21 protein-coding genes are annotated in these 25,684 nt (G+C 70.3%); 13 read left to right on the top strand and 8 right to left on the bottom strand.

Going from position 1 to position 25,684, the window contains the following annotated elements; genetic code table 11:
• The 7 genes from OG892_RS36735 (at nt 1) to OG892_RS36705 (ending at nt 5,951) form a co-directional block, all read left to right on the top strand.
• Nucleotides 1-699 carry a DUF899 domain-containing protein gene (locus OG892_RS36735; protein WP_073734122.1) on the top strand — a complete coding sequence of 233 codons (699 nt, stop codon included), beginning with the start codon at nt 1-3 and terminating at the stop codon, nt 697-699.
• A gap of 140 nt (nt 700-839) precedes the next feature.
• Nucleotides 840-1,586, top strand: coding sequence for an SDR family NAD(P)-dependent oxidoreductase (locus OG892_RS36730; protein ID WP_371631338.1), 747 nt, complete (start codon nt 840-842; stop codon nt 1,584-1,586).
• Nucleotides 1,587-1,866: 280 nt separating this feature from the next.
• Complete coding sequence (locus tag OG892_RS36725) at nt 1,867-2,814, top strand: alpha/beta hydrolase (RefSeq protein WP_328864420.1); 948 nt, start codon at nt 1,867-1,869, stop codon at nt 2,812-2,814.
• A gap of 33 nt (nt 2,815-2,847) precedes the next feature.
• Entirely contained in the window at nt 2,848-4,032 is a 1,185-nt protein-coding gene (locus OG892_RS36720) for an acyl-CoA dehydrogenase family protein (RefSeq protein WP_371631337.1), read from the top strand.
• A gap of 59 nt (nt 4,033-4,091) precedes the next feature.
• A complete protein-coding gene (locus tag OG892_RS36715) occupies nt 4,092-4,808 on the top strand; it encodes an NADPH-dependent F420 reductase (protein ID WP_073734126.1) in 717 nt (238 codons plus the stop codon).
• 95 nt (nt 4,809-4,903) lie between these two features.
• Nucleotides 4,904-5,311, top strand: coding sequence for a GFA family protein (locus OG892_RS36710; protein WP_073734127.1), 408 nt, complete (start codon nt 4,904-4,906; stop codon nt 5,309-5,311).
• Between the two features lie 136 nt (nt 5,312-5,447).
• Nucleotides 5,448-5,951, top strand: coding sequence for a pyridoxamine 5'-phosphate oxidase family protein (locus OG892_RS36705; protein WP_073734128.1), 504 nt, complete (start codon nt 5,448-5,450; stop codon nt 5,949-5,951).
• Between the two features lie 189 nt (nt 5,952-6,140).
• On the opposite strand, the gene OG892_RS36700 is transcribed toward OG892_RS36705, so the two are convergent.
• Nucleotides 6,141-6,482 (bottom strand): glyoxalase/bleomycin resistance/extradiol dioxygenase family protein, encoded by a 342-nt coding sequence (locus OG892_RS36700; RefSeq protein ID WP_073734129.1) that lies wholly within the window; start codon nt 6,480-6,482, stop codon nt 6,141-6,143.
• Nucleotides 6,483-6,950: 468 nt separating this feature from the next.
• On the opposite strand from OG892_RS36700, the gene OG892_RS36695 reads away from it, so the two are divergent.
• The 3 genes from OG892_RS36695 (at nt 6,951) to OG892_RS36685 (ending at nt 9,418) form a co-directional block, all read left to right on the top strand.
• Nucleotides 6,951-7,397 (top strand): SRPBCC domain-containing protein, encoded by a 447-nt coding sequence (locus OG892_RS36695; protein WP_079193292.1) that lies wholly within the window; start codon nt 6,951-6,953, stop codon nt 7,395-7,397.
• The gene (locus OG892_RS36690; protein ID WP_073734131.1) at nt 7,394-7,750 is read left to right on the top strand and encodes a helix-turn-helix transcriptional regulator; all 357 of its coding nucleotides are present in this window, start codon (nt 7,394-7,396) and stop codon (nt 7,748-7,750) included. The genes OG892_RS36695 and OG892_RS36690 overlap by 4 nt, the downstream gene beginning before the upstream one ends.
• Nucleotides 7,751-7,981: 231 nt before the next feature.
• Nucleotides 7,982-9,418, top strand: coding sequence for an MFS transporter (locus OG892_RS36685; RefSeq protein ID WP_073734132.1), 1,437 nt, complete (start codon nt 7,982-7,984; stop codon nt 9,416-9,418).
• Nucleotides 9,419-9,557: 139 nt separating this feature from the next.
• Here OG892_RS36685 and OG892_RS36680 read toward each other — a convergent pair whose 3' ends face one another.
• Nucleotides 9,558-10,943, bottom strand: coding sequence for a carotenoid oxygenase family protein (locus tag OG892_RS36680; protein WP_371631336.1), 1,386 nt, complete (start codon nt 10,941-10,943; stop codon nt 9,558-9,560).
• An 80-nt stretch (nt 10,944-11,023) separates the two neighbouring features.
• On the opposite strand from OG892_RS36680, the gene OG892_RS36675 reads away from it, so the two are divergent.
• Nucleotides 11,024-11,674, top strand: a complete 651-nt coding sequence (locus tag OG892_RS36675; RefSeq protein ID WP_073734134.1) for a TetR/AcrR family transcriptional regulator — start codon at nt 11,024-11,026, stop codon at nt 11,672-11,674.
• Nucleotides 11,675-11,721: 47 nt separating this feature from the next.
• Here the strand turns inward: OG892_RS36675 and OG892_RS36670 are convergent, their stop codons facing one another.
• Nucleotides 11,722-12,681 (bottom strand): hypothetical protein, encoded by a 960-nt coding sequence (locus tag OG892_RS36670; protein WP_073734135.1) that lies wholly within the window; start codon nt 12,679-12,681, stop codon nt 11,722-11,724.
• Nucleotides 12,682-12,948: 267 nt separating this feature from the next.
• Between OG892_RS36670 and OG892_RS36665 the strand changes: the two genes are divergently transcribed.
• Nucleotides 12,949-13,932 carry a DUF1702 family protein gene (locus OG892_RS36665; RefSeq protein ID WP_328864422.1) on the top strand — a complete coding sequence of 328 codons (984 nt, stop codon included), beginning with the start codon at nt 12,949-12,951 and terminating at the stop codon, nt 13,930-13,932.
• The gene (locus tag OG892_RS36660; RefSeq protein WP_328864423.1) at nt 13,929-15,320 is read left to right on the top strand and encodes a cytochrome P450; all 1,392 of its coding nucleotides are present in this window, start codon (nt 13,929-13,931) and stop codon (nt 15,318-15,320) included. The genes OG892_RS36665 and OG892_RS36660 overlap by 4 nt, the downstream gene beginning before the upstream one ends.
• A 157-nt stretch (nt 15,321-15,477) precedes the next feature.
• Here OG892_RS36660 and OG892_RS36655 read toward each other — a convergent pair whose 3' ends face one another.
• The 5 genes from OG892_RS36655 to OG892_RS36635 are packed head-to-tail and all read right to left on the bottom strand — an operon-like array spanning nt 15,478 to nt 25,403.
• Complete coding sequence (locus tag OG892_RS36655; RefSeq protein ID WP_338012620.1) at nt 15,478-16,047, bottom strand: flavin reductase family protein; 570 nt, start codon at nt 16,045-16,047, stop codon at nt 15,478-15,480.
• A 5-nt stretch (nt 16,048-16,052) separates the two neighbouring features.
• Entirely contained in the window at nt 16,053-16,529 is a 477-nt protein-coding gene (locus OG892_RS36650) for a thioesterase family protein (RefSeq protein WP_073734138.1), read from the bottom strand.
• Nucleotides 16,526-22,411, bottom strand: a complete 5,886-nt coding sequence (locus OG892_RS36645; RefSeq protein WP_371631335.1) for an SDR family NAD(P)-dependent oxidoreductase — start codon at nt 22,409-22,411, stop codon at nt 16,526-16,528. The genes OG892_RS36650 and OG892_RS36645 overlap by 4 nt, the downstream gene beginning before the upstream one ends.
• Nucleotides 22,408-23,427 (bottom strand): enediyne biosynthesis protein, encoded by a 1,020-nt coding sequence (locus OG892_RS36640; RefSeq protein WP_073734140.1) that lies wholly within the window; start codon nt 23,425-23,427, stop codon nt 22,408-22,410. Before OG892_RS36640 ends, OG892_RS36645 begins: the two co-directional genes overlap by 4 nt.
• Nucleotides 23,424-25,403: a VCBS repeat-containing protein gene (locus OG892_RS36635; protein WP_073734141.1), complete on the bottom strand. Its 1,980-nt coding sequence runs from the start codon at nt 25,401-25,403 to the stop codon at nt 23,424-23,426. Before OG892_RS36635 ends, OG892_RS36640 begins: the two co-directional genes overlap by 4 nt.
• Between the last annotated feature and the right edge of the window lie 281 nt (nt 25,404-25,684).

The following is a 25,684-nucleotide window of genomic DNA, read 5'->3' as shown; positions in this document are numbered from 1 at the left end:
ATGAACCTTCCGAAGATAGTTTCCCGACCGGAGTGGCTGGAGGCCCGCAGGGCGCTCCTGGAGAAGGAGAAGGAGGTCACCAACGCCCGCGACATGATCGCCGCGGAGCGCCGGAAGCTGCCGATGGTCAAGGCGGAGAAGGAGTACCTCTTCGAAGGACCGGACGGCACAGCGACGCTGCTCGACCTGTTCGAGGGCCGCCGCCAGCTCATCGTCCGGCACTTCATGTTCGGCCCGGACGACGACGAGGGCTGCATCGGCTGCTCCATGCAGACGGACAGCGTCGGCGAGCTCGCCCACATGTGGGCCCGGGACACCAGCTTCGCCCTGGTCTCCCGGGCGCCGCTGGCAAAGTTCGAACCCTTCAAGGCCCGGATGGGCTGGAAGTACCCCTGGTACTCGTCGTTCGGCAGCGACTTCAACTACGACTACGAGGCCGCCACCGAGATGGGCGAGTCGCCCGGGGTGAGCGCGTTCATCCGTGACGGCGACGACGTCTTCCACACCTACTCGGTCTTCGACCGGGGCGGGGACATCTTCAAGAACTTCTACAACTACCTGGACATCACCGCCCTGGGGCGGCAGGAGGACGAGCTCGAGCACCCCTGGGACTGGTGGCGCTACAAGGACAGCTACGACAGCAAGGACGCAGCCGGGCCCGGCAACAACTGGTGGAATGGGACACGCTTCAAGTCGTAGCGCGTCGATTCCCGCCCTCCGGCGACAGCCGGGAGGGCCCGTGACTCCGGCTCCGGGACCTGCTGCCTCCCCGCGACAGGTCCCGGGTCCGGAGTTCTCGACCGTCCGCGACCGGACACGCCCATCACCTGGAGGACATCATGAGCGACCTGTCCGGCAAGACCACCATCGTCGTCGGCGCGAGCCGGGGCCTGGGCCACGGGATCGCCTCGGCCTTCGCCGAGGCCGGTTCCCGAGTGGTCGCCGTCTCGCGCACCGCGGCGCCGTTCGCCGATCCGGCCGGCGCCGTCGGCAGCACCGTGCCCGAACTCGCCGACGCGGGCGACCCCACAGTGGCGGGCAGCCTCCTCGACCGATACCGGCCCGAGGTCGTCGTCCTGGCGGCCGGCGCGAGCCCGCACATGCGTCCGCTGCAACACCAGACCTGGGAAACCTTCTCGGTCAACTGGCAGACCGATGTCAGGATCGCGTTCCACTGGCTGCGCGAGGCCCTGCTCACTCCGCTGCGTCCCGGCAGCAGGGTGATCGTGGTCAGCAGCGGTGCAGCGATGGCGGGTTCGCCGCTCTCCGGGGGCTACGCCGGCGCCAAGGCCACCCAGCGCTTCATCACCGGATACGCCCAGGACGAGGCGAAGCGCGCCGGACTGGACATCACGTTCTCCGCGGTGCTTCCCCGGATCACCCCGGTGACCGAGCTGGGCAGGTCTGCGGCCCGCGCGTACGCGGCTCGCGACGGCCGGTCAGAGGAGGAGTACCTGAAGCAGATGGGGCCGCTGCTCACCCCGGAGATCGCCGGCTCAGCGATGGTCGAGCTGGTCCGGACTGAGGCGACCGCGGTCGCGCCCGGCTACCTCCTGACCGGGGCCGGCCTGAAGAAGCTGCCCTGACTCGGTTCCACGTCATGGGTACGGGGCAGGGCCGCTGTTCGGCCCTGCCCCGTACGTCGTTGCGACTCCCGGATACGGCTCGGCAGGCGGAGAGAACAGACCTGCCGAGCCGTTGAGCACGCATGCCCCGAACCCGACGTCCGCCCCACCCGGGAACGAGGGAGGGCACGTAGGAAGAGGCCGGGGGGATTCCCATCTTCGATGATGGCTGAGCAACACCGAGCCCGTGGGCCGGTCCTTCGCATACCTGTTTCGGCCACGACGACGAGGAGTGGGAACAGTGACGACGAACAGCAGCAGTACGAGCACGCCGGACACCGGCGGGGAAGCCCCGGGCGTCCCGACCGATGCCGAACTCGCGAGCTCCCTGGACGGCGACTTCAGCAGCGAGTACGCCACCGTGAACGGTCTCCGCCTCCACTACGTCACCGGCGGCGAGGGCACTCCGCTGGTCCTGCTGCCCGGCTGGCCGGAGACCTGGTGGGAATTCCGCAAGGTGATGCCCGCCCTCGCCGCGGCCGGCCGCAGGGTCATCGTGCTCGACCTCCCCGGCATGGGCGGCTCGGACAAGCCCACCACCGGATACGACAAGAAGACGATGGCCGGGGTCGTCCATGGATTCGTCCGCGCCCTCGGCTACGACCAGGTGGACATCGCGGGCCACGACGTCGGCGCACAGGTCGCCTTCAGCTTCGCGGTCAACCACCCGGAGGCCACCCGCAGGGTCGCCCTGCTCGATGTGCTCCACCCGGACGCGTCGATGTACCAGATCCCCGTGCTGCCTGCCCCGGGCATGCCCTTCTTCCCGTGGTGGTTCGCCTTCAACCAGGTCGTCGGCCTGCCCGAACAACTGCTGGCCGGACGCGCCCACTTCCTCATCGCCTGGGTCTTCGACAACTTCCTGCTGGACCAGGGCGCGGTGACCCCGGCGGACCGGGCCGTCTACACCCGGGCCTACGACACGGCGGACGGGATCCGGGGCGGCAACGGCTGGTACCAGACGTTCGGCCAGGACATCGCCGACCTCGGCACCTACGGGCAGGTGACCGCGCCCATGCTCGGTCTGGTCTCCAACCTCGCCGACGGCATGTTCGCCAAGCAGATGGAGGCGACGCTGCCCACCCAGGGGAGCGACGTGCGGGTCGTGCTGGTGCCGGACGCGGGCCACTACTTCGTCGAGGAAGCGCCGCAGGCCGTCATCGACGCGTTCAACGCGTTCTTCGTCTGACCTCTGATCCCACAAGTCCGTTGAGGAGAAGTCATGTCAACATCCGTCATCCCGACCCGGGAACAGCTGGTGCGGCAGGTGTCCGAGATCGCGCCCGTGCTTCGGGCCAACACCGCGTGGTCGACGGAGAACCGCCGACTGCACTCTGACTCGGTAGAGGCCCTGCGCGACGCGGGTGTCTTCCGGATGCGTATCCCGCTGCGCTACGGCGGGTACGAGAGCGACGCGCAGACCATGGTGGCGGTGGCCCAGGAGATAGCCAAGGCCGACGGGTCCGCCGCATGGGTGGTGGCCAGCTCCTGGGTCGCCGGCTGGAGCATGGGCCTGTACCCGGACGAGGTCCAGGACGAGGTGTTCGCGGAGTCCGGCACAGGGCTCTGCGCCACCATCGGGCCCGGGACCGCGACGGCCGTCCCCGTTCCCGGCGGCGTCCTGGTCAACGGCTCGTGGCCATTCATCAGCGGCGCCCTCAGCAGCACCTGGCAGCAGGTCGCGGCGATATTCCTGGACCCGGACGGGCAGCCGTACCCGGTGATGGGCCCGGTCCGGTTGTCGGAGCTGGAGATCGTCGACGACTGGCACACCGGCGGCCTGCGCGGAACCGGGAGCGTCACCACGACCGCGAAGGACCTGTTCATCCCGCAGGAACGCATCCTGCCGGCGCCCATGGTGCTCGGTGGCCAGTCGGTCTCCAAGCTGAACGCCGACTCGCCGATGTACCGGGCTCCGCTGATCATGGTGGGCGCGGCGTCCACGGTCGGGGTCGCCGTCGGCATGGGCAAGGCGGTGCGGGACCTCTTCTTCGAGCGGCTCCCCGGCCGCAAGATCACCTACACCGAGTACCCGAGCCAGAGCGAGGCCCCGGTGACCCATCTGCGGGTCGCCGAAGCGGTGATGAAGCTCGACGAGGCGGAGTTCCACGCGACCCGGCTGGCCGCCCAGCTGGACGCCAAGTGCGCCTCGGCCGAGCCCTGGGAGATGGCGGAACGCGGCCGCAGCCGCGCGGACGAGGGCTCAGCCGTGCGGCTGACCCGGGAAGCGGTGGAGATCCTCGCCTCGTCCAGCGGCGGCTCCGCCGCCTACACCAAGGTGCCGGTGCAGCAGATAGCCAACGACCTCCAGACCTTCGGCCTGCACGCGATGATGAATCCGGATGTCAACGCCGAGACCTACGGCCGGATCCTCTGCGGCCTGGAGCCCAACACCTACTACATCTGACCGGTGCCGAGCCGTCCCCCCGGCACAAGAGAGTCCACCAAAAATCCTGAGGAGTCGTCATGTCCACCCTTGGAATCATCGGCAGCGGAGTCATGGGCACAGTGATCGCCCGGCTCGCCGTCGGGAACGGCGTTCCGGTCGTGATGTCCAACTCCCGTGGCCCCGAGAGCCTGGCCGGCCTCGTCGCGGACCTGGGCCCGCTGGCCACGGCCGGTACGGTCGAACAGGCCTCACGAGCAGGTGACTTCGTCGTGATGGCCCTGCCGGTCACCGACTACCGGTCCGTCCCGGCGGCGCCGCTGCGGGGTCGGACCCTGCTGGACACCAGCAACTACTACCCGATCCGCGACGGCCGCATCGAGGAGCTGGACTCGGAGAAGCTGACCACCAGCGAGCTGATCCAGCAGCACTTCGACGGGGTCCACCTGGTCAAGGCGTTCAGCGGCATTCTGGCCCACCACATCACCCAGCTCGCCCGTCCCTCGGGCCATCCGGAGCGCAGCGCCGTGGCCATCGCCGGCAACGACGCCTCCGCGAAGACCGGGGCATCGGCGCTGATCCACACGATCGGCTTCGACACCGTCGACGTGGGCTCGCTGGCGGACAGCTGGCGCATCGAGCCGGAGACCTCCGCGTACACCTGGCTCTACATGGCCGACAAGAACACCGCCTTCGAGGACCGGACCGAAGCCCTCGGGGCTCCCCTGCCGGCCGCCGCGCTGCGAGCGGCACTGGAGAACGTCGAGAGGGTCCGGGTGGCGGAGCGCACCTTCTGACCCCTGCCCGACGCCCGGAGAAAACAGGGAAGCCCGCCGACGACGGCGGGCTTCCCGAAGCACAACCGACGGACCGAGAGCCTGGGGACACCACGATGAGCGAGATCGACCAGCAGCAGACCCGTACCGGCGGCTGCCTGTGCGGGAGGATCCGGTACAGCGCGAACAGCCGGCCGTTCTACCCCCATGTGTGCAGCTGCCCGCATTGCAGGAAGCTCTCCGGCGGCCCGATGATGGCCTTTGTGGGCCTCCCTCTGTCCGGCTTCGCCTGGGACGGTCCGGGCGGCGAGCCCACGTGGTACGCGACCTCGCCGGGCGCCGGGCGTGGGTTCTGCGGCGACTGCGGCTCCCGGGTGTGCGCGCTCGACGACGGCTCGGACGCCGTCTTCGTGACCGTCATGAGCCTGGACGACGACAGTGTGTTCGTTCCGCGGAACCAGCACTTCCGCGACGATGCCGTGTCCTGGCTCCCGCAGGTACCGGAGCCCACGGCCGCCGTGTGACCGCCGCCGGCCCCCCTGGGGTCTGTCGTCAAACTGACGACAGACCCCAGGGGCCAGGCACGATGAGAAGAACGGGCGTCCACGACGCCCAAGAGACTGGACCGAGAGTTCCGCCCGGCGAGAAGGAGCGGTATCCATGAACTACGCCGAGATCCTGCACCTGATGGGAACTGACCCGGTGATCCGGACGCTGATCGAGGCACCGATCCCGATGCGGCTCGGATACGTGGGGCTGGACGGCCACCCACGGGCGGTGCCGGTCTCCTACCTCTGGAACGGCAAGGCCTTCGTCTTCGCCACCCCGACCGGAGCGTACAAGGTCAAGGCTCTCATGGCGCACCCGCAGGTCGCCTTCACGGTCGACACCACCACCTACACACCGCTGATCATGAACGTACGCGGAACAGCCTCGGTCGAGATCCGGCAGGGGGTCCCCCAGGAGCACATCGACGCGTCCCGCCGGAACATCGGCGACGAGGCGCAGATGGAGGAGTGGATGCGGGTGAAACGGGAGAGCACCAGCGAGATGGCCGTGATCACCATCGTCCCCACTCATGTCGTCGTGTGCGACTTCGTCACCCGCTTCCCGCCACCGCGGACCGTGGACTACGCCCACGCCTACGGCGCGGAGCAGGACTGAGGCCGGCCGGAACCGAACGCCCCCGGCGGTCTCCACCGCCGTCGGCACGAACGGCGTCGCACGGCTCCGGGGGAAGCGCCGCCGCCTTCGCACGGACGCGGGGTGGGGGGCGGCGCACAAGGAGCAGCCCCTCTTCCGGTCCGCATCGGACCGGAAGAGGGGCTGCGAGAACACCCGGCCTCTGGCGTCCTACTTCCACTGGATGATCTGGAGGTAGTTCCCGTCGGGGTCGGAGAACGTACCGAACTTGCCCGGCTCCCGGTCGTCGATCGAGATCCACTCCGCGCCGGCCGCGCTCAGCTGGGCCTCCACCGCGTCGAAGTCGTCGACATGGAAGTTGACGATGGAGCGACCCGGCTGGTTGTTCTTCGCGTCGATGTCGTCGCGCTCGCAGACGACCAGGTGGAAGCCGCCCAGGTCGATCGGGCCGTCGCCGGTGAACCCCGGAGCCAGCGCCTTGATGTACCAGGCCCGCAGTTCCTCGGGACGAGTCGAGCCGACCAGCATGCTTCCGGGCTTCAGTGTCGCCATGTCGAATCTCCTTGATGTGTGATCCGAGGTCGCGGCAGCGGCTGTCGCCACGCCACGCCTCTCGGTGCTGTGTGAAGTCGTCCGCCTCGGCGGCGCGCTCGACGACGACCGCCCGATGGCACCGGCCGGCCGCGGAGACCTCCACCGTGCCGTCCGGCCGGGAAGCCGCAGGTTGCCTCACCGCGCGCCCGACCCGGTTGCCGAGGACCAGCCGACCTGCCCGGCGGCTGATCCATCGGATTCCGCAACCAAAGTGTTGCACGTGGCTCAACCCCTACGCAACCCAACTCTTGCGCGACACGCCAACGCCTCCGAAAGCACGGCAGCGCGCGTGCCCGGACCTGACGCAACACCTCCCTCCTCGGCAGTACCGCGCCCCTCCCGCTGAACGCAACCTTTGGATTGCGCCTGACGACCCGATGTGCAACCATCGGGTTGCTGGCACGAGCACCAATGAAGGAGTCCCTCATGAGCGAACGGCTGATCGAACGCGAAACCCTGATCGCAGCTACCGTGGACCGGGTGTGGTCACTGGTGACCGAGCCGGGGTTCTGGGTCGCCGACCCGGCCAGTGCGTCCGGCACCGTGGCCGTCGAGGGCGAATCGACGGTGGCCAAGAACCCCGAGCACGGCAACTTCCCCGTGCGGGTGGAGAAGGTGCAGCCGCAGACCTACGTCGCGTACCGCTGGGCCAGCGCGTTCCCCGGTGAGGAGCTGAGCGAGAACAACAGCACCCTGGTGGAGTTCACTCTGACCGCCGAGGGTGACAAGACGCGGCTGCGCGTCGTCGAGAGCGGGTTCGCGGCGCTGGCCGGGTCCGAGGATCTGCGTGCCAAGACGCACAGCGACAACTCCGACGGCTGGCCCCAGGTGCTCGACGCGGTCAAGACGCGCGTCGAGGCGTCGTCCGTGTGACGGACGAACGCCAGGGCTCCGTCGGGGTGGTGGACAGCGTGCTGGTCGCGCTGGCCGACAACACGCGACGCGAGCTGTTGCAACTGCTCGCCGCACAGGGCGAGGCCACGGCGACGACGCTTGCCGAGAGTCTTCCGATATCACGACAGGCGGTGGCCAAACACCTCGCCGTCCTGGACGCCGCCGGACTGGTCTCCGGCAGCCGGGTCGGACGCGAGGTGCGGTACGCGGTGGAGCCGGCAGCCCTCGACGCGACGGCGCGGTGGATGACCATGCTCGCCGCCGACTGGGATCGGCGTCTGGCGAAGATCAAGCACATCGCCGAAGCAGCGGAACGGCAAGACACCCCTTAGACCCTGTCGCCCTGTTCCCGTCCGTCGCACGGCCTGCCCTCCGGGCGAACGACGGGAATGGGGCGGCAGTTCCCAGCACTCCCCCAGCTCCGGGTCACCCCGGCAGGGGCGCCGGACTGACGGCCCGTCGGGCATCGGCCCGGCGCTCGGTGACGCGTGCCGCCGGGCGGCACGGTCGGCCGACGCGGTGACCGTTCACGAAATCGGACTCTCGATCGAGGGAACCATCTCATGACGACCGACGCAGGCAAGAGCGAAGCGAGCTCAGTTCCACGTTTCACCGGCAGGGAACGGATGATCCTGTTCCTCCTGCTCGGGTCCGGATTCATGCTGTCCGTCGACTTCTCGATCCTCAACGTCGCGCTGCCCGAGGTCGGCGCGGGCGTCGGGCTGGGGCTGTCCGGGCTGCCCTGGGTCACCTCGGCCTATGCCCTCCCCGCGGCGGGCTTCGCCCTCCTCTTCGGACGGATGGGCGACCTGTTCGGCCGCCGCCGGCTCTTCATAGCGGGGCTGGCGCTGCTCGGCGCAGCCTCACTGCTCGGCGGATTCGCCCAGAACGCCGAGGTACTTCTGACCGCCCGCGCACTGCAGGGCTTCGCCACCGCGATGGCGATCCCCGCGTCACTGTCCCTGCTCACCAGCACCTTCGCGGAAGGCGCGCAGCGAGACCGGGTCCTCGGCCTCAACGGTGCGCTGCTCTCCGGCGGCTTCACGGTCGGCGCGCTGGTCGGCGGAGTCCTGGTCAGCCTGCTCAGTTGGCGAGCCGCGTTCTTCATCAACGTCCCGGTGGCGGTGGTCATCCTGGCGTTCACCCCATCACTGATCAGGGAGAGCAGCGTCCCCGACCGGGTGAAGCTGGACGTGCCCGGGGCGGTGACCGCGGCCGGCGGTCTGCTGGCCGTCATCTACGCGATCATCGAGACGAACATCTACTCGGCCATCATCGGCGTGGTTCTGCTGGCCTCGTTCTGGGTGATCGAGCTGCGTTCACCCGCGCCGCTCGCCCCGGTGCGCATCCTCAAGCGGCCGACGGTGAAGTGGGGCAACTACGGGGGTCTCGTGACCTTCTCCATGGGGACCTCCATGATCTTCCTGATGACCCTCTACCTTCAGAACGTCCTGCACTACTCCCCGCTGATCACCGGCTTGGTCTTCGGCGTCCCGGGCCTGGCGGCCATGGTCGCCGGGGTCATCGCCGGGCGCTCCATCGGACGCCACGGCAGCCGGAAGGTGCTGGCCGCGGGCATGTCCGTGCAGGGCCTGGCGATCGTTCCGCTGATCTTCCTCGGTACGGACCGGGTGGCGCTCGCGATCGTGATCCCCGCGCTGTTCATCGCGTTCTTCGGGCATGTGACCTCCATCGTGGCCTACACCGTGACCGGAACCTCGGGCCTGCCCAACGAGGAGCAGGGATTGGCCACGGGCATGACCGCGATGACCCAGCAGGTGGCCATCACGGTCGGCATCCCGATCCTGAGCGCGGTCGCCGCGACCCAGACGATGGAACTGGACGGCCTCCACCTCGCGCTCATCGTGAACGTCGTGGTGACCCTGGCGAGCGTGGTCCTGGTCTGGTTGGGGTTGCGTGCCCGCGGCGCCGACGCTCCGGCGGGAGTCGTGCCGCTGCCGGGGAAGGCCGACGAGGCGTTGGCCCGTCCGCTGGACTGACACCTGGCCCCACGGAGTCGCACTCGGCCGAGTGCGACTCCGTGGTGTTTCGGGCCGGATCCGCCGAGTTCATGCCGGTGGGCCCGGGTGATTGCCCGGTGGCCGTCCCTGGCGGGGTCTTCGTGGGCCTCCGCGCCGCTCACCGCTCCCCCGGCGCCCACTGCGAGTGGAAGCCGTGCGGCACCCGCACCGGCAGCGGAACCACAGCGACGGGCGGCCCGGTGAATTCGGCGGTGTCCAGGACCACCAGTTCACTGCGGTCGGTGGCGGGGTCGTACACCAGGGTCAGCAGCCAGCCGTCGGCCTCCGCGGCTCGCGCCTCGCGCGGCAGGAAGACGGGTTCGCCGGTCAGCCGTCCGCCGGCGAAGACATGACGTTCCGAGCGGCCGGTGGCGAGGTCATGCCGCAGCAGTGCCGGGCCGCAGAGCGCGGCGCCCTGGCCCGCGTCGAGTTCGACGGTGAAGGCGTACCGATACGGCAGCCCCGTGTACCGCTCGTCGATCAGCGGGAACTCCTGCACCCGGCTGTCCAGTTGCCGTTCCGTCACGGCGTTCTCACGCGGATCGAGGGTCCAGCGCCACAGGGTGGGCGCCGACTCGCTGGCGTGCAGCCGGTCACGGTCGAAGGCACGCTCGTGGCGGATCACGTCCACGGTGATCCGGCCGTCGCCCTCCTCGAAGGCGTTGACCGGGTGGAAGACGAAGCAGGGTGCGACATCGAGCCAGAGTGCGGCCGCGTCCGTGCCGCCGCGGGGCACGATCCCGATCCGGGCACCGTGGTCGTGCTGCCAGGAGTAGGGCACGGGCGAGCCGGCCCGCGCCTCGGCGGGGTCGTGGGTCACCGGCAGGTCGAAGAGGACGGCGTGGCGTTCGGTGAGGGAGAAGGAGTGCATCCAGGGGCGGCCCTTGACCGGGATCGGCAGTGCTTCGCGGACCCGGCCCGCGACGTCGAGGGTGAGCAGAACCGCCTCGTCCCTCGCGTGGTCGGTCGCGACCGCGAGGAGTTCGCCGGTGACCGGGTCGGTGAGGGGGTGCGCGCAGAAGCCGCGGGGGAGGGTGCCGTCGAAGTCGGTGCGGGCGCGGGTGGCGAGGCCTGAGTCGAGGACGAGCGGCAGGGCGGTGGCGGCGGCCACGGCCAGGGTGCGGCCGGCGTGCCGGACCAGGTTCGCGTTGACGTTGTCGTCCGGTCCGTTACGGGGCCCGGGAGTGGGCAGTTCGTTGAGCGCGCCGCTGATCGCGTCGGTCCGCAGCCAGCGGTTGCGGTACGACAGCGCGCGGCCGCCGGCCAGCCGGATCGCGTGCACCATGCCGTCGCCCCCCAGGGCGTGGTCGACGGCGGGGTCGTGAGTGCCCCGGGTATTGGGCCCGATCCGCAGGAAGGTTCCGTCGAGCTGCGGCGGCAGCGTGCCGCGCACCGTCAGTCCGGTGTGGTCGGTCTCGGCCGGCACCGGCTGGTAGCCATGACCGAGAAGGTGCACCGTGCTGTGCGGGAGTGTGCCGCGGGCAGGGTCGGTGGTGCGAGGCATGGCCGCCTCCTCCGTTGAGTATCGCCGTTACGTAACGCTGTCACGTAAGAGCGTCACAGCCGCCCGCCATACTGTCAAGGGTGAGCCCACGACCCGTTGACCCGAATCTCCGTCCCCAACTCATCGACGCCGCGGCGAAGCTGCTCGGCGAGGAGGGGCCGGCCGCACTGTCCACCCGCAAGCTGGCAGCCATGGTGGGCACCTCGACCACGGCCGTCTACACGTACTTCGGCGGAATGGACGACCTGGTGCGCGCGATGGTCCACGAGGGGTTCAGGCTGCTCGGCGACAGGATGGGGGCGGTCGAGGAGAGCGACGACCCGGTCGCCGACGTGCTCGCGCTCGGCTGGGCGTACCGGGACAACGCCCGGGAGCACTGGCACCTGTACAACGTGATGTTCGGCGGCTCGGGTCTCAGCGGTTTCTCCCTCACCGACGCCGACCGGCAGCACGGCCGCTACACCCTGGACATCCTCGTCGGAGCGGTCAAGCGCTGCGCCGCGACCGGCCGCTTCCGTCCCCTCGACCCCGAACTGGTCGCCCATCAACTGTGGATCGCCCTGCACGGCCTGGTCACCCTGGATCTCGGCGGCTACCTGGTCGAGCCCAACACCGCGGACGTCTGCTTCGAGGCGCAGGTGAGCGGAATGATCCTGGGCGCGGGGGACGATCCGCAGCGGGCCCAGGAGTCCTTGGCCGGGGCCGCACAACGGCGGCTCCGGACCCAGTAGGGCCCGGAGCCGCCGTTGGTGGTTCCGCCGGGGTGGAGAGAAACCCGCTACGCATTCCAGGGAGCCGTCGGGAACCATATGTAGTCGAGCCTGCCCAGCATCCGGATGTCCCAGTAGATGACCGTGAACGCGCCGGCCACCAGGAACGCGGACGCGGTCAGCGTCGCCACCCGGCCGGGCTTGGTGGCCAGCCAGCGCTGGACGGGCCGGCTGAGGGTGTAGGACAGGAGCAGGAAGAGCACCGCCATCACCACGAAGTTGCCGATGGACTGGAGCGAGAAGGCGACTGCTCCATAGAGCGGGTTGTGTTCCTCGGCCGCCTGCCGGAACAGGTTACGGAACAGCGGGTAGGGGCGGCCGATCAGGAAGGCGCCGACCATGACGCCGATCAACACCAGCGGAGCGTTCGGGTGCCGGCGCGAGACTGCCGCCAGCGGGTCGGGGATCAGACCGGCCGCGGCCAGCCCGAGCGCCAGCATGAACAGGCCGAGCACCCCGTACACGATCATGGCCTGGGCGATTCGGGGTGAGATGCCCTGCGTCTGCGCCATCGAGAACTGCGGCATGTGGGTGCCGACGAGACCGACCAGCACCCCGTAGGCGGCCGAGACCGGCAGCATGCCGGCCGCCATCCAGCCCAGCGGCCGCAGCGCGTGTGTCAGCCGCTGACGGCGGGTCAGGCTGATCTGCCCGACCAGCGGTCCCACCGCTCCGAACACGGCCACGTTGCAGGCCGTGAAGGAGCCTGCCAGCCCGGACACCAGGGCGAAGAGCACCCCGGAGGCGATGCCGGACAGCGGCGTGTCCTTGGCGTCATGACCGAGCAGTTGGCTGGCGGTACGGAAGCCGATCTCGTCGTCCGCCAGCTTCGAGGACCATGCGTAGGCGATCAGTAGGCCGCCGAGCAGACTGAGCACGAGGAGCAGGACCCGGCGGCGCGGGAACAGGCCGTTGACGAAGAGCGACGTGGCGTGCGGCGGGGCCGGAACGGAGGTGGTATCGGTCACGTGAGGTCTCCTCTGGGGTGGGCGGTGCCGGAACCGGTGCACGAGGTCCGCGATCCCGGCCGCTCCCGTTCGGGACGGCCGCATGCGAGACCTCGGATGTGGGGGCGTGCGGGCGACGCGACTGATTGTCGGGACCCGACCCGTTCCGTGCCTACTCCTGAATTGCCCGGTACCGGCACGGCAGAAGTAGTACGGCGGGCCGCGGAACCGGAGCATGTAACCGGAGAGCTGCGGCCGTTGGGGCGCGCGGCGGGCTGGAGGGCAACGATGAGCGCGAGCTGGCGAGCGGTCAGGCGCCGTCTGATGACACCGAGCCACAACGAGACCAAGCTGTCCACCCGGGGCTTCCACGAGAAGAGCCCCGAGGCGCGGGAGACGCTCGAAACGGTCGGGGCGACCTTCCTCGACGGGTACGCGTTCGCCGTCGAGGCACGCGACCAGGACGAGGCGCACCAGCGGCTGGAACGGATTCCGGTGCGGTTCCGCGGCTTCGCCTACGAGGGCGCGGCGATGGGACTGGCCATGCTGGACGGACTTCCGATACCCGGCAACGGCCGGATACCGGCCTTCCTGGCGGGCCACGGCGCCCCGCACGGCTACATGGTGCACGTCGGGGTCGGCTGGGCGATGGCCCGGCTGCCCCGCTTCCGGTGGGCGTCCATCGCACCCGCCGACCCACTGCTGCGCTGGCTGGCCCTGGACGGATACGGGTTCCACCAGGCCTACTTCCGTACCCAGCGCTATGTGCGCGAGCAGTACCGGGACCCGTCCTTCCCGTGGCCCGGCGACGAGACTCGGCGGTACGCCGGGCACGCCGTCGACCAGGGCATCGGGCGGGCGCTCTGGTTCATCGGCGGCACCGACCCGGCCGTGGTCGCGGACCTGGTGGACAGCTTCGCGGCGAACCGGCGGGCCGATCTCTACAGCGGGGTCGGCCTGGCCGCCTGCTACGCCGGCGGTGCCGGCGAGGCCGAGCTGCTGTACCTGCTCGAACGGGCCGGCCACTACCGGCCGCAACTCGCTCAGGGCGTGGCCTTCGCCTCGACCACCCGGGTGGAGGCCGGGCTGCTGACACCGCACACCGAAATGGCCGCGCAACTGCTCTGCGGCATGAGCCCGCAGCAGGTCACCGAGGTCTGCTCGCGGGCCCGGCCCGATCCCGTCGTGGACGGCCGGCTGACGGCGTACGAGGTATGGCGCCGGGAGATAGCCGAGCGGGTCTCCAGCGACGCCCCCGAGGCGCGGGCATGACCGGCGTGGGCCCGGTACCGGCCCCGCCGGGCGGCGGCCGGCCGCGTCGGCCACCGGGGCCGTCGCGGGCCGGCACCCCGCTGCTCCTGGCCCGGATGGCCTCCGATCGGCTGGCAGTGATGACCGAGGCAGCGGCCACCTACGGCGACGCGGTACGGCTGCCGCTCGGCCCCAAGACCCTGTACTTCTTCAACCACCCCGACCACATCCGCCGGGTACTGACCGACAACAGCGCCAACTACCACAAGGGCATCGGTCTGGTGCACGCCCGCCGCGCGCTCGGCAACGGCCTGCTGACCAGTGAGGGCCCGCTGTGGCGTGCCCAGCGCAAGGTGATCCAGCCGGCGTTCCAGCCGCGCCGGATCAACCGGCAGATCGGGGCCATCGGCGAGGAGGCGCTGCTGCTGGCCGGCCGGCTGAGGCGGTCGGCGGGCGTGGGAGCGGTGGACATCCGGCAGGAGATGACCGGGCTCACCCTCGGGGTGCTCGGCCGCTCGCTGCTGGACGCGGACCTGGGCGCGTACGAGTCCATCGGCGAGGCCTTCGAAATCGTCCAGGACCAGGCCGTCTTCGAGATGATGAGCCTGAGTTCGGTGCCCACCTGGGTACCGCTGCCCCTGCAGCTGAGGTTCCGCAAGGCGCGGGCCGAACTGAACCGCATCGTGGCCGCGCTCGCCCAGGAGCGGGAACAGCAACCGGCTTCCGACGGCACTCGCGACGACGTGCTCTCGCGCCTCATCGACGCGACGGCCGACGAGCGGGATCCGACGGTCCGGCAGAACCGGATGCGCGACGAGCTGATCACCCTGCTGCTCGCCGGGCACGACACCACCGCCAGCACCCTCAACTGGACGCTGTATCTGCTGGACCGGCACCCCGAGGCGGGCGACCGGGTACGCGCCGAGATCGACGAGGTACTGGGCGACCGGCTGCCGGCCATCGAGGACTTCCACCGGCTCACGTACACGTCAATGGTGCTCCAGGAGGTGATGCGGCTGTACCCGGCGGTGTGGCTGCTGCCGCGCAGGGCGCTGGCGGCGGACGAGATCGGCGGCTACCGGGTTCCGGCCGGCGCCGATGTGGTGCTGTGCCCCTACACACTGCACCGGCACCCGGACTTCTGGGAGGACCCGGACCGGTTCGACCCGGAACGGTTCGCCAAGGGCCGCTCCGCGGACCGGCACCGGTACAGCTACGTACCGTTCGGTGCGGGACCGCGGGTCTGTGTCGGCAGCAGCCTGGGGATGATGGAGGCCACGGTAGTACTCGCCGTCCTGCTGCGCCGGCTGCGGCTCTCGGTCCCCCCGGGCCACAAGGTGCGGGCCGAGCCGATGCTGACCCTGCGGGTCAAGGGCGGCCTGCCGATGACCGTTGAGGCGCGGAACTGACGGTGCGCCGGCGAGGACGGACCGGTCACGCCAACGGCCGCCCCGGGCAGCAGTAGCCCGGGGCGGCCGTTCGCGTTCCGGAGTCCGCCGCGGGGTGCGGCGGACAACGCGGGAAGCCCGGCCGGGGCAGCGGCCGGGCTTCCCGTTCGAACCGGGGTCAGGCGGCGACGCGGCGGAAGGCCCCGCCCAGGAAGAGCAGCGGGTCCTCGCCCGACGCGTTGCCCGCGCCCAGTACCGAGCCCACGAAGATGGTGTGGTCACCCCCGTCGTGGATGGCGCTGAGCCGGCACTCCAGCCATGCCTGGACGTGGCCCAGCACGGGGGCTCCGGTGTGCCGGCCGGGTTCGTGGTCGATGCCGGCGAACTCCGCCGCACCGCGCGGGCGTGAGTGGTCGGCGAAGTGGCGGGCCACCCATTCCTGGTCCCGGCTGAGCACCGAGACCGCGAAAGCCTGCTCGGCCATCACGAGTTGGTGGATGGACGCCGACTTCACTACGCACACCAGCACCTGGGCCGGTTCGAGGGAGACGGAGGTGAAGGAGTTGGCGGTCATGCCGCGCGGCGCGTCGCGTCCCGCGGTCAGTACGGTCACCCCGGTGGCGAAACGCCCCAGCACCCCGCGCAGTGCGCGACGGTCGTGGATGTCCGCCTCGGGCGCCTCCGCGGGAAGCGGCGGCAGGTCGAGCGGACCGGGCAGCGGAACAGAGGCGGATGGGACGATGGACATGTGGATCACCCCGCAGTAGTGGTGAGCGTCCGGGAGGACGCCGTACCGGAGACGCTGTACGGGACCAGGGCGAGCCGCAGCGGCTCGGGGACCCTGGTCGGACGGGTGTCGGTGTTGGGACCGCGCATGCAGGCGATCCTCTGCTGCCCGCGCGCGACCAGGGTTTCGCTTCCGTCGGGACCGAGCCGCACGTAGTCGAAGGTGAAGGCGATCTGGGTCTGTGTGAGGTCCAGCAGCCGCATCCGGATGGACAGTTCGTCGAAGGCGGTGATCTCGGCGAAGAACTCGCAGTCCACCTTCAGGGTGAACAGCTTGAGGTCGGCACGGATGTCGGCGAGCACCTCGGGAGCCCGGTCGCGCAGGAACATCTCCCGACAGCGGCCCTGCCAGCGGAGGTAGTTGACGTAGTAGACGTTGCCGACGAGGTTGGTCTCCTCGAAGCCCACCAGGTGGCGGTACTCGTAGTAGGCCGGTTGCGTCATCGGGTCCCCTCGGTCAGCACGGTGAACGACACCGGATCGGCGACGCCCTCCAGGGCGGTCGCGAAGGACGTGATGCGGTGTGCGCCGCCCCGGAAGGCCACCCAGCCGGACGGCAGTCCCGCGTCGCCGTCCAGGCTCAGCGCGGCCACCGCGTGGCCCGCCTTGCGCAGTGTCTCCACCGCGCCCCACACCCGGGTGGCGGCCAGGCTCAGCGCCTCGCCCCGCCCCTCGGCGAGCAGCCGTGCCAGCGCCAGGCCGTCGGGGCCGAGCAGCGCGGCCCATTCGTCGGCCGGCCGATCGGCTGCCACCTCGATGTCGCAGGTGACGGCCTGGTCGGCGACCACGGCGAAGGTGACGCCCGCCGCGTGCGAGGAGGACACCCGTCGCCTGTCGGCCAGTTCGGGCCGTCCGTCGGGCCGGTGGTGCACCTCGGTGGTACGCCCCAGCGCCCAGCTCACAGCCTGGGCGGTGCGCTGCCGGCGCTCGTCCACCGAGGACCCGTCCACCGAGCCTCCGGGCAGCACGACGCACCGTAGCGGGTGGCCGAGCGCCGCTTCGGCGCGCCGTTCCAGGAAGGGGCCGAGCAGGGCCGGCAGCCAGGGGCCGGCTCCGTCCTGCTTGCGCACCGCCCGCAGCAGCAGGCCCTCCCAGCGCTCGACCAGCCTGCCCTCCTCGTCGCGGACGTCCAGGTCGTAGAGGTAGCTGTCGCCGTCCCGGGACCGCTCGCGGGCGTCGAGGAACAGCAGTCGGCCGGTGTGTCGCGCCGGCCGGGCCGCGAGATGCAGCCGTGCCACGCTCACCGGCAGCAGGGTGGCGTCGGGCACGCACGCCTGGATGGAGTGCATGAGCGCGTCACGGGTACCCGGGTCGGCCAGTACCAGTTCGCCCGGGTGGTAGGCGGCGAACCAGTCGGCCCGGGGAGTGTCGTCGATCTCGGCCAGGCAGTGCTTGGCGGCCAGGTCCCGGTAGCCGAGCAGCCGCTGGAAGCGTTCGCCCTGGAAGAGCACCGGCCCGTACAGCTCACGGGGTTCCAGCGGCACCCGCGGCACCTGGTCGGTGACCGGCGCCTGGTCGCCGGCCGGCTCCGGCCCGCCGAAGCGCAGGGTGGCCCTGAAGTGGTCGGCCTGGAAGCCGGTCTCACTGCTGCGCACCACCGCCTCGACCGTGCCGGGTCCGGTGACCAGGGCGGCGACGCGCAGAGTCGTCGTGCCGTTCACCGGGACCACGATGGGCCGCAGGAACCGCATGTCCTCCAGCACCGGCGTGTCCTGGTGGCCGGTCAACGCGGTGGCCACCTGGGCCATGGCCTCCATGCCGAGGACGGCGGGGAAGAGCAGGTCGCCGTCCAGCAGGTGGTCGGGCAGGTAGAGATCGCTGCCGCCGCCGAGTTCGGCGTCCGCGACCAGTTCGATGCCGGGGTAGTGGACCTGGACGCGTTCCAGGAACCGCAGCAGCGGCGGTTCGCGCTGCTCCAGGGTGAGCGTCGGCAGGCCGCCGGCCCGGCCCATCACCACCAGGGCCGGCGGGACACCGGTGTCGGCCAGCAGCCGGCCGAGCAGTTCCACGCCCTGGTCGGCGGGGATCGGCTCGATGCCTTCGCGGACCAGCCCCTCCAGGACGCCCAGCCGCTCCCCCATGCCGGCACCGGACCAGACCGACCACTCCAGTGCCAGGCAGCGGCAGTCGGGGTAGTCCTGCTGAAACTGGACGGTCAGCTCGGTGAGCCAGTCGTTGGCGGTGGCGTAGTCCGCCTCGCCGCGCAGTCCCGCCCGGCCGATGATGCTGCCGAAGGTCACGAAGAGCCGCAGCGCCGCCGGGTCGATCGCGGCCAGCACGGCCTCCACACCGTCGATCTTGGTGGCCAGTGTGCGGCGGAACGAGTCCTCGTCCAGGTTGGCGAGTGCCTGCGGCTGGTTGCGGCCCGCACCGTGCAGCAGCCCGGTGACCGGGCCGAGCGCCTTGGTGATCTCGCCGACCGCGGCCTTGACCTGGTCGACGTCGGTGACGTCGGCCCGCGCGTAGTACACCCGGACACCCGCCGCTTCCATCCGGGCCAGGTTGTCCGCGAGCTCGGCGTCCTCGGCGGGGTCGGAGCGGCCCATCAGCCCGATCGCCGCACCGCTCGGCCCGGCCAGCGAGATGGCGCACTCGGCGGTGATGCCCTTGCCGCCGCCGGTGATCAGCAGGACGTCGCCCTCGTCCAGCGCCTGGTGGGTGGAGTCCGTCGCGAGCTCCACCGCCCGCAGCACCGGCTCCCGCCGCACGCCATCGGCGTCGTAGTGCACCTCGCTGAACCCGGCGGTGGCCACCGCGTCAGCGGCGATCCGGACGCTGATCCGCTCGGCCGCATCAGCCGTCATGCCCTCGGGCAACGGCAGGGTGACGACGGTGACCGGGATGTCCGGTGCTTCCAGGTGCAGCGTCTTGGCCAGGCCCGCCGCTCCCCTGCGGTCGCCGACGGCGACCAGCCGGGTGCCGGCGGCACGCCGATCCGGGTCGAGTGCGGCTCGGGCGGCGTCGAGCATCAGCCCGATGTGCTCCTGGCCGCAGTCGCGGGGCAGGGCGAGCAGGACGCCCGCGCCGGGCCCGGTCGCGCGCAGCTTCTCGGCCAGCGGGCCGGCCAGCGGGTGCCGGTCGGAGGCGAAGACCTCCCAGTCGCCACCGGGCCCGGCGGCGGGGCCGCCGGGCAGCTCGGCCGGTGTCAGATCGACCACGAACGGGCGTACCCAGCTCGCGACGCCGGGGGCGGCGGACGGCTGGTGGTCGTCGGGCGTCTGCTCGGCCAGCTCGTCGAGGAGTTCGGCGAGTTGCCCCAGCGTGGAGGTGGCGAACGCGGTGGTGACCATGGGGGCGGAGATGCCCAGCTCCTGGGCGGCCTGATTCATGATCTGGCCGACGGTGATGGAGCTCAGGTGCAGTTCATCGAGTGGGTTGGCCGCCGGATCGACCGTTTCGACCGGGAGTTCGGCCCGCTCGGCGGCCAGCCGGAGCAGTACCTCCAGGCTGGAGGCATCCTCCCCGCCGGCTGCCGTGGTGTCGGCGGTGGGCGCGAGAACGGTGAGCTCGGGCAGCGCGGCCGATACCGACTGCTCCAGCACGAAGTCCTCGCCGTTGGACTCGCAGGGGCTGGCGAAGAACAGGAACTCCTTGTCCAGCGGCAGGGGCCGGGTGAAACGCCCGGCGAAGAGCCGGCTGTGCCGGACCGGCGCGCCCATCGTCCAGGCGGCGGCGACCGTGCCGAGCAGCCCGGTCAGTGACAGGGCGTCCGCCTCGGTGGCGACCGCGGGCACATCCGGCAGGATGTCGGCGGCCAGCGACTTCAGTACGTGTCCCGGTCCGACCTCGATCAGCAGGTCCACCTCGCCGTCCATCTCCTGGAGCGCCTCGGTGAACCGGACCGGTTGCAGAACCTGCCGGGTGAGCAGGTCCACGACGTCGGTTTCGACGGGCAGCAGTCCGCCGGTGACGGTGGAGACCAGGCCCCCGCCGATCCGGCCGAACTGCTCGGTTGCCAGATGCTCGGCGAGTCCGGCCGCGGCCGGGGCGACGGCCGGTGAGTGGAAGGCGTGCGAGACATTGATCCTCGCCACGCCGACGCCCTGGCCCGCCGCCCGTGCGCAGACCCGTTCGACCGCCGCGACAGGGCCGGACACCACGGTCTGCTGCGGGCTGTTGTAGCCGGCGATCACCACCGGCTCGCCGACGGTCAGTGCCTCGGCGAGTGCGGGGGTGGTCGCGAGTGCCGCCATCGTGCCGTCGCCGTCGCTGGCCGTGGCCATGATCCGGCCGCGGGCGCCGGCCGTGCTCAGCACGGTCGGCTCGTCCATGGCGCCCGCCCAGTGCAGGGCGGTCAGTTCCCCGAGGCTGTGCCCGGTGGCCCGGACCGCCTCGATGCCGAGGATGTCCAGGATGCGCAGGCCCGCGACCGAGGCGGCCACGATCCTGGGCTGGGCGACGTCGGTGGCGACCAGGTCGCCGTCGGTGGGCAGCGAGAGCCGGTCGTACAGCTCGTCCACGGCGGCGAACCGGCGGCGCAGCGCGCCTCCGTCGCCCCGTTTTCCGGCGCCCTGGCCGGGGAAGAGGAAGCCGATCCGGGGGGCCGATCCGGCGCTGCCCAGGAAGACACCCCCCGGGGTGTCCAGCAGCGAGCGGACTCCGGCGGCCAGTTGTCCGGCCAGCTCGGTGAGCCGCTCGGTGGCCTGTTCGGGCGAGGCGACGAGCACTGCGGCGCGCAATGGCCGGCCGTCCAGCTCGCCCTGGAGCGTGGCTGCCAGGTCGCCGAGTTCGGCGTACGACAGCTGGGCGCAGAACTCCGCGAGGTGGGTCGCCTTCTCCCGCAGTTCCTCCGGGTCGGCGCCGTCCAGCAGGAACAGCTCGGCGTCCTGTCGGGAGGCGACCAGTTTGCGGGTGACGCTCGGCACGGCGCTGCGCCGCAGGCCGTCGGCGTGCTCAACCACGACGTGGGCGTTGATGCCGCCGAAGCCCATGGAGGAGACCCCGGCCCGGATGGGCGTGCCCTCGGGCCACAGCTCGGCACGGTCGGGGACCCGCAGCGCGGGCTCGGGGCCGAGGAGTTCGGGATGCGGGTCGACATGGCTGGTGGCGGGCGGGATCACCTGGTGGCGGACCGCGAGGATCGCCTTGAGGAGCCCAGCGACGCCGGCCGCCGCCTTGGTGTGGCCGAAGTTGCCCTTGACTGTGCTCAGGGCGGCCGGGGCGGGGGCCCCGGCGGCGCGGCGGGCCTCGGAGAAGGCGCGCAGTTCGGTGGCGTCACCGACGGCCGTTCCGGTGCCGTGGCCCTCGAAGTAGCCGATGGTCTCGATGCCGAAGCCGGCCGTGCGGTAGGCGCGTCGCATGGCGAGCCGGTGACCGCTGGCCTCGGGCCGGGTTATGCCGCCCTTCCCGTCGGAGGAGTAGCCCCAGCCGGCGACGGTGGCGTAGCGGAACCGGCCCTGCGCGCGGGCGTCCTCGTCCCGCATCAGGACCAGCATGCCGCAGCCCTCGCCGGGCCAGAAGCCGTTGGCGCCCTTGTCGTAGACCCGCATCTCGCCGGTGGCGAGCGCGCCGGTCTTGGCGAAGCCGATCACCTCGAAGGGATCGATGCTCAGGTCCACGCCGCCGGCCACGGCAACGTCCATAGTGCCGCGGGCCAGCGCGTCGCACGCGGTGGAGACCGACAGCAGCGAGGACGAGCAGGCGCCGTCGACGGTGAAACCGCCGCCCTTGAAGTCGAAGTGGTTGCAGATGCGGCCTGCGATGGTGTTGGCCAGGCCGCCGGCCAGGGTGTCCTCGCCGATGGGCGGGAAGGCACTCTTGTAGCGCTGTTCGAGGCTGTCGAGGAACACGGTGAGTGCCTCGTCGTCCCAGTCCTGCTCGCGCAGCGCGGCGCCGACGGTGCGGCGGACGTACGGCCAGCGCAGCCGCATCAGGTTGGCCCGGCTGAACTCCCCGGTGAGGGTGTTGCCGATGATGACGCCGGTGTTGACGCCCGTCAGCCCCTCGCCGTACGGGAAGCCGGCGTCCTCCAGGGCGCGGGCCGCGGTGTCAAGGGCGAGCCAGTGGGTCATGTCGGTGGAGCGGAAGGTGCTGCCCGCCACCCGGTAGCGGACCCGGTCGAACTCGAAGCCCTCGATCACCGCGGCCTTGGCGCTGTAGAAGCGGTCGGGCGCGGTGGGGTCGGGTGAGTAGTAGTCCTCGGCGCGCATCCGCTGGTCAGGCAGTTTACGGAAGGCACGGCGGCCCGCCAGTACGTTCTGCCAGAGCTGTTCGGGGTTCTCGGCGTCGGGGTAGCGGCAGGCGATGCCGACCACCGCGATGCGGCCCGAGGGTGCCCGCTCGTCGTTCTCGGCCGTGGTCACGGGCCTCGGTTCGCTTACGGTCATGCTGCCACCACCTCGTTGCCGGCCAGGCGCTGTGGATCGGTGGGCTGCGCCACCGTGCCGCTCGTCGCGTCGTTGCCCCGGCGCCGTTGCAGACCGTGGGCGACCCACCAGCCGATACCGCGGACGGCACACACGATCGTGGTGGCGAAGAAGAGGGTGTACACGACGTTGAAGACCATCAGCAGCCCGTAGACCATGGCGACAGAGGAGCCGAACATGAACTGGTTGCGGCCCTTCGAGGGGGTGGTTCCGGGGTCGGTGATCATGTAGTTGGTGAAGAGCACGAAGGCGACACCGCTCATCGGCCCGAGCGCGGACCAGATCGCCACGTCCCATATGAAGTGGCGCAGCACCGCCTGGATGACGAAGCCGCCGAGCCAGCCGACGATCAGCGGCACCCGCTTGGTGAGCATGGCGTTGATGACCGTGCCCGCGGTGGCGATGACCAGCGGGATGCCGACCCGGAAGAACGTGTTCGCGTTCTCGGTGAACTCGTACGGCGGGGCGATGCTGATCCAGGAGCCGAACATGAGCAGCGAGACGGTGATACCGAAGTTGGACGGGTTCATGTAGTGCCGCATGCGGCCGTTGATCGGTGCCTGGAGGACGTGTTTGCCGGCCACGCCGATGAAGACACCGAGCAGGATGGGCAGCAGCAGGTCGTTGGCGTAGAGCAGCATGTTCACCGCGAGCGCGGTGATGTGGGCGGGCAGCAGGAACTCGTACACCCTGCGGAAGCCGCCGCCCAGGAAGCGGGGCCGGCGCTTCTGGGCCCAGGCGCTGATCATCTCCAGCATCATCTCGACCGCGTAGGCGAACGGCGCGCAGATGATCGGCCACAGCCAGGGCTGCTCGAAGCCGAGCAGGGTGTAGCCCAGGATGTTGAACACGCTCATGGAGATGGCGAAGTTGCGCAGTGCCAGGTAGCGGGGATCCCGGTTGGGTTTCTTCTTCTCGGTGTGGGGCTGGGCGGCGTGCGGAGCCGCCTCGACAGTCCGGGAACGGTTGTCGGTCATCGGCTCGTCACCTCCTGGATGTCGTCGGTCAGCATGAGGGTGTGGCTGCCCGCGGAGAGCTGCTGGGTCCTGGTGTGCAGGCCGCCCCCGCTGTCGCGCCACGTGAAGTGCGCTTTCACCGGGCCGGTGTAGGTGTCGAGGCCGAAGCGCACGTCGAAGCTACGGAAGCCTCCGTGCCCGCCGCCGCCGTCGAGCTGGGCAATCTGCCGCCCCTGCGGCGTGGTGATGCTCACCGTGGTGCCGTACGCGGGCGAGCCGGTCGCGGCCAGCCCCTCTCCAGCGGTGGAGTCCGGCGCGGGCCGGTACAGCCGCAGTGTCAGGTCCTTGCCCAGCTTCGGGGCCTGGTTGGCGTAGAACGCCGGAGGGCCCCACTGGCGGGCTATCGCGAAGTCCAGCGCGCCGCTGCCGGTGGTGTCGGCGGTGGCGATCGCACGGGTCGGGATCGGGACGTCGAGGCCGAGCTCCTTGCTCACGTTCGCGTACTTGCCGCTGCTGGTCCGGGCATAGAACGCCATCACCTCGTCGCCGGCCAGGTCGTCACCGGGGCCGACGTGCGGCCACATCGCGGGGTTGGAGAGCAGGTTGTCGTTGGTCATGGCCAATTCCTGGAGCCACGGCCAGCGGTCGATGTCGCCCTTGACGAAGCCGTCGGCCTGCAGGATGTTCTGCTGGCCGTTGTTGAGGAAGTCGCCCATCTTGGCGTCCCAGCCCCAGCCGGTCCAGGCGACGCCGTTCTTCTGCGCCTCCTGCTTGAACGGGGCGATGCCGTCCTGCAGTTCGGCCTTCGCGGCGGCCGGGCTGTCGGCCTGGTTGACCCAGAGGAAGTTGCTCTCCTCCAGGCCCCAGGCGACGGTGATGTTGCTGACCATCATGTCGAAGCTGCCGTTGCTGTCGACGTCACCGAAGTCGACCCCCATGCCCTTGAAGGAGCCGTTGCCGAGCACGAACGACTTCGGCGTCGTCGGGGTGCGCTCGCCCTTGGCCTCCGTGAAGCGGATGTTGCCGGGGGTGGAACGGTTGTGCAGCAGGTGCCCGTGGCCGAAGTCGTTGGCGATGTAGACGTCGGGCAGCCCGGAGCCGGTCAGGTCGGCGCCGGAGATGGCCAGCGTCCAGCCGGTGGAGTTGGCGTACGGGATGGCGTCCTTCTCCTCGACGAAGGAGACGTCCGGGTTGGTGCCGGCCGATCCCTTGTACCAGCGCAGCACGTGGTCACCGCCTGCGTTCTTCGCGCTGGACAGCGAGTCGTTCATCTCGACGTTGTTGAGGCCGTTCGGGTCGAGCACGTCGGAGTCCGGGAAGTAGTTCCCGACGATCATCGACGGGTGGCCGCTGCCGTCGAGGTCGGCGACGTAGACAGCGTCGGTGTTCCACCGCGGCCCGTGGTACTTGCCGTCGAGACTCTGCGAGGCGACGACCTCGCGCGGGACGTACGCGGACGCGGACGGGGTCTTGGCGTCGGACTTCGCCAGGAACAGCACCGGAGTGCGTCCCCAGTAGGTGACCAGGAAGTCGTTGCGGCCGTCGCCGTTGAAGTCGCCGGGGGTGCAGCCGGTGGGTGCCATGGCGTCGTCCATCGGCAGCGGCTTGCCGTCCAGCACGAACGGGGTGAACCGGTCGGCGGTAGGAGCGGTCGGGGTGTGGGTGACCACGACCGAGTCGGTACGGGTGTCGACGATGCACATGCCGTTGGCGAGTCCGTGGCCGGTGACATCGTTGACCGCGATGCTGGCGCCGACCGAGGAGATCCAGGCGCGGATCTTCTCGTAGGCAGGGTTCACCTCACGGATCGTCTTCTTCGGCTGCGAGTCGTATCCGGGTGGCATCGCGATCGGCATTTCCTTGAACTTGTACGCCGCAGCAGCCTCTTCACCGCCCGCGGCGGACACCGATGTACGGACGACGAAGAACAGCGAGGTCGCCACCAATATCGTGACCACCCCTGGTATGAGCCTGCGGAATCGCTGTCGGTACGACATCCCAATTCCCTCCCGTGAACGAGAAATGAACGGCTGGCCGAGGCCATCGCGAATGTAATTCCGAAATTACTGTCGCAGTACCTGGCACTTGAGGATCTACCACCCCGTCAAGGGCTGCTTCTCTGACGTTGCCACGGTTCGAAGGGAGCACTCGCCTTCAGTACGGGGAATATCCACGGCCCTGGTCATTGAGCAGTCTTGGAGAAGACCGGATGCGGGCGACCTGTAAAACTCGGGTGAGATCGGACCCTGTCGAATCACACTCTGGCGAGGTTTACATC

Origin of the sequence: Streptomyces sp. NBC_00341 (assembly GCF_041435055.1) — a bacterium.
GTDB lineage: Bacteria > Actinomycetota > Actinomycetes > Streptomycetales > Streptomycetaceae > Streptomyces.
Note: the sequence above shows the minus strand (reverse complement) of the source record. Positions and strands in the feature narration are given on the sequence as shown.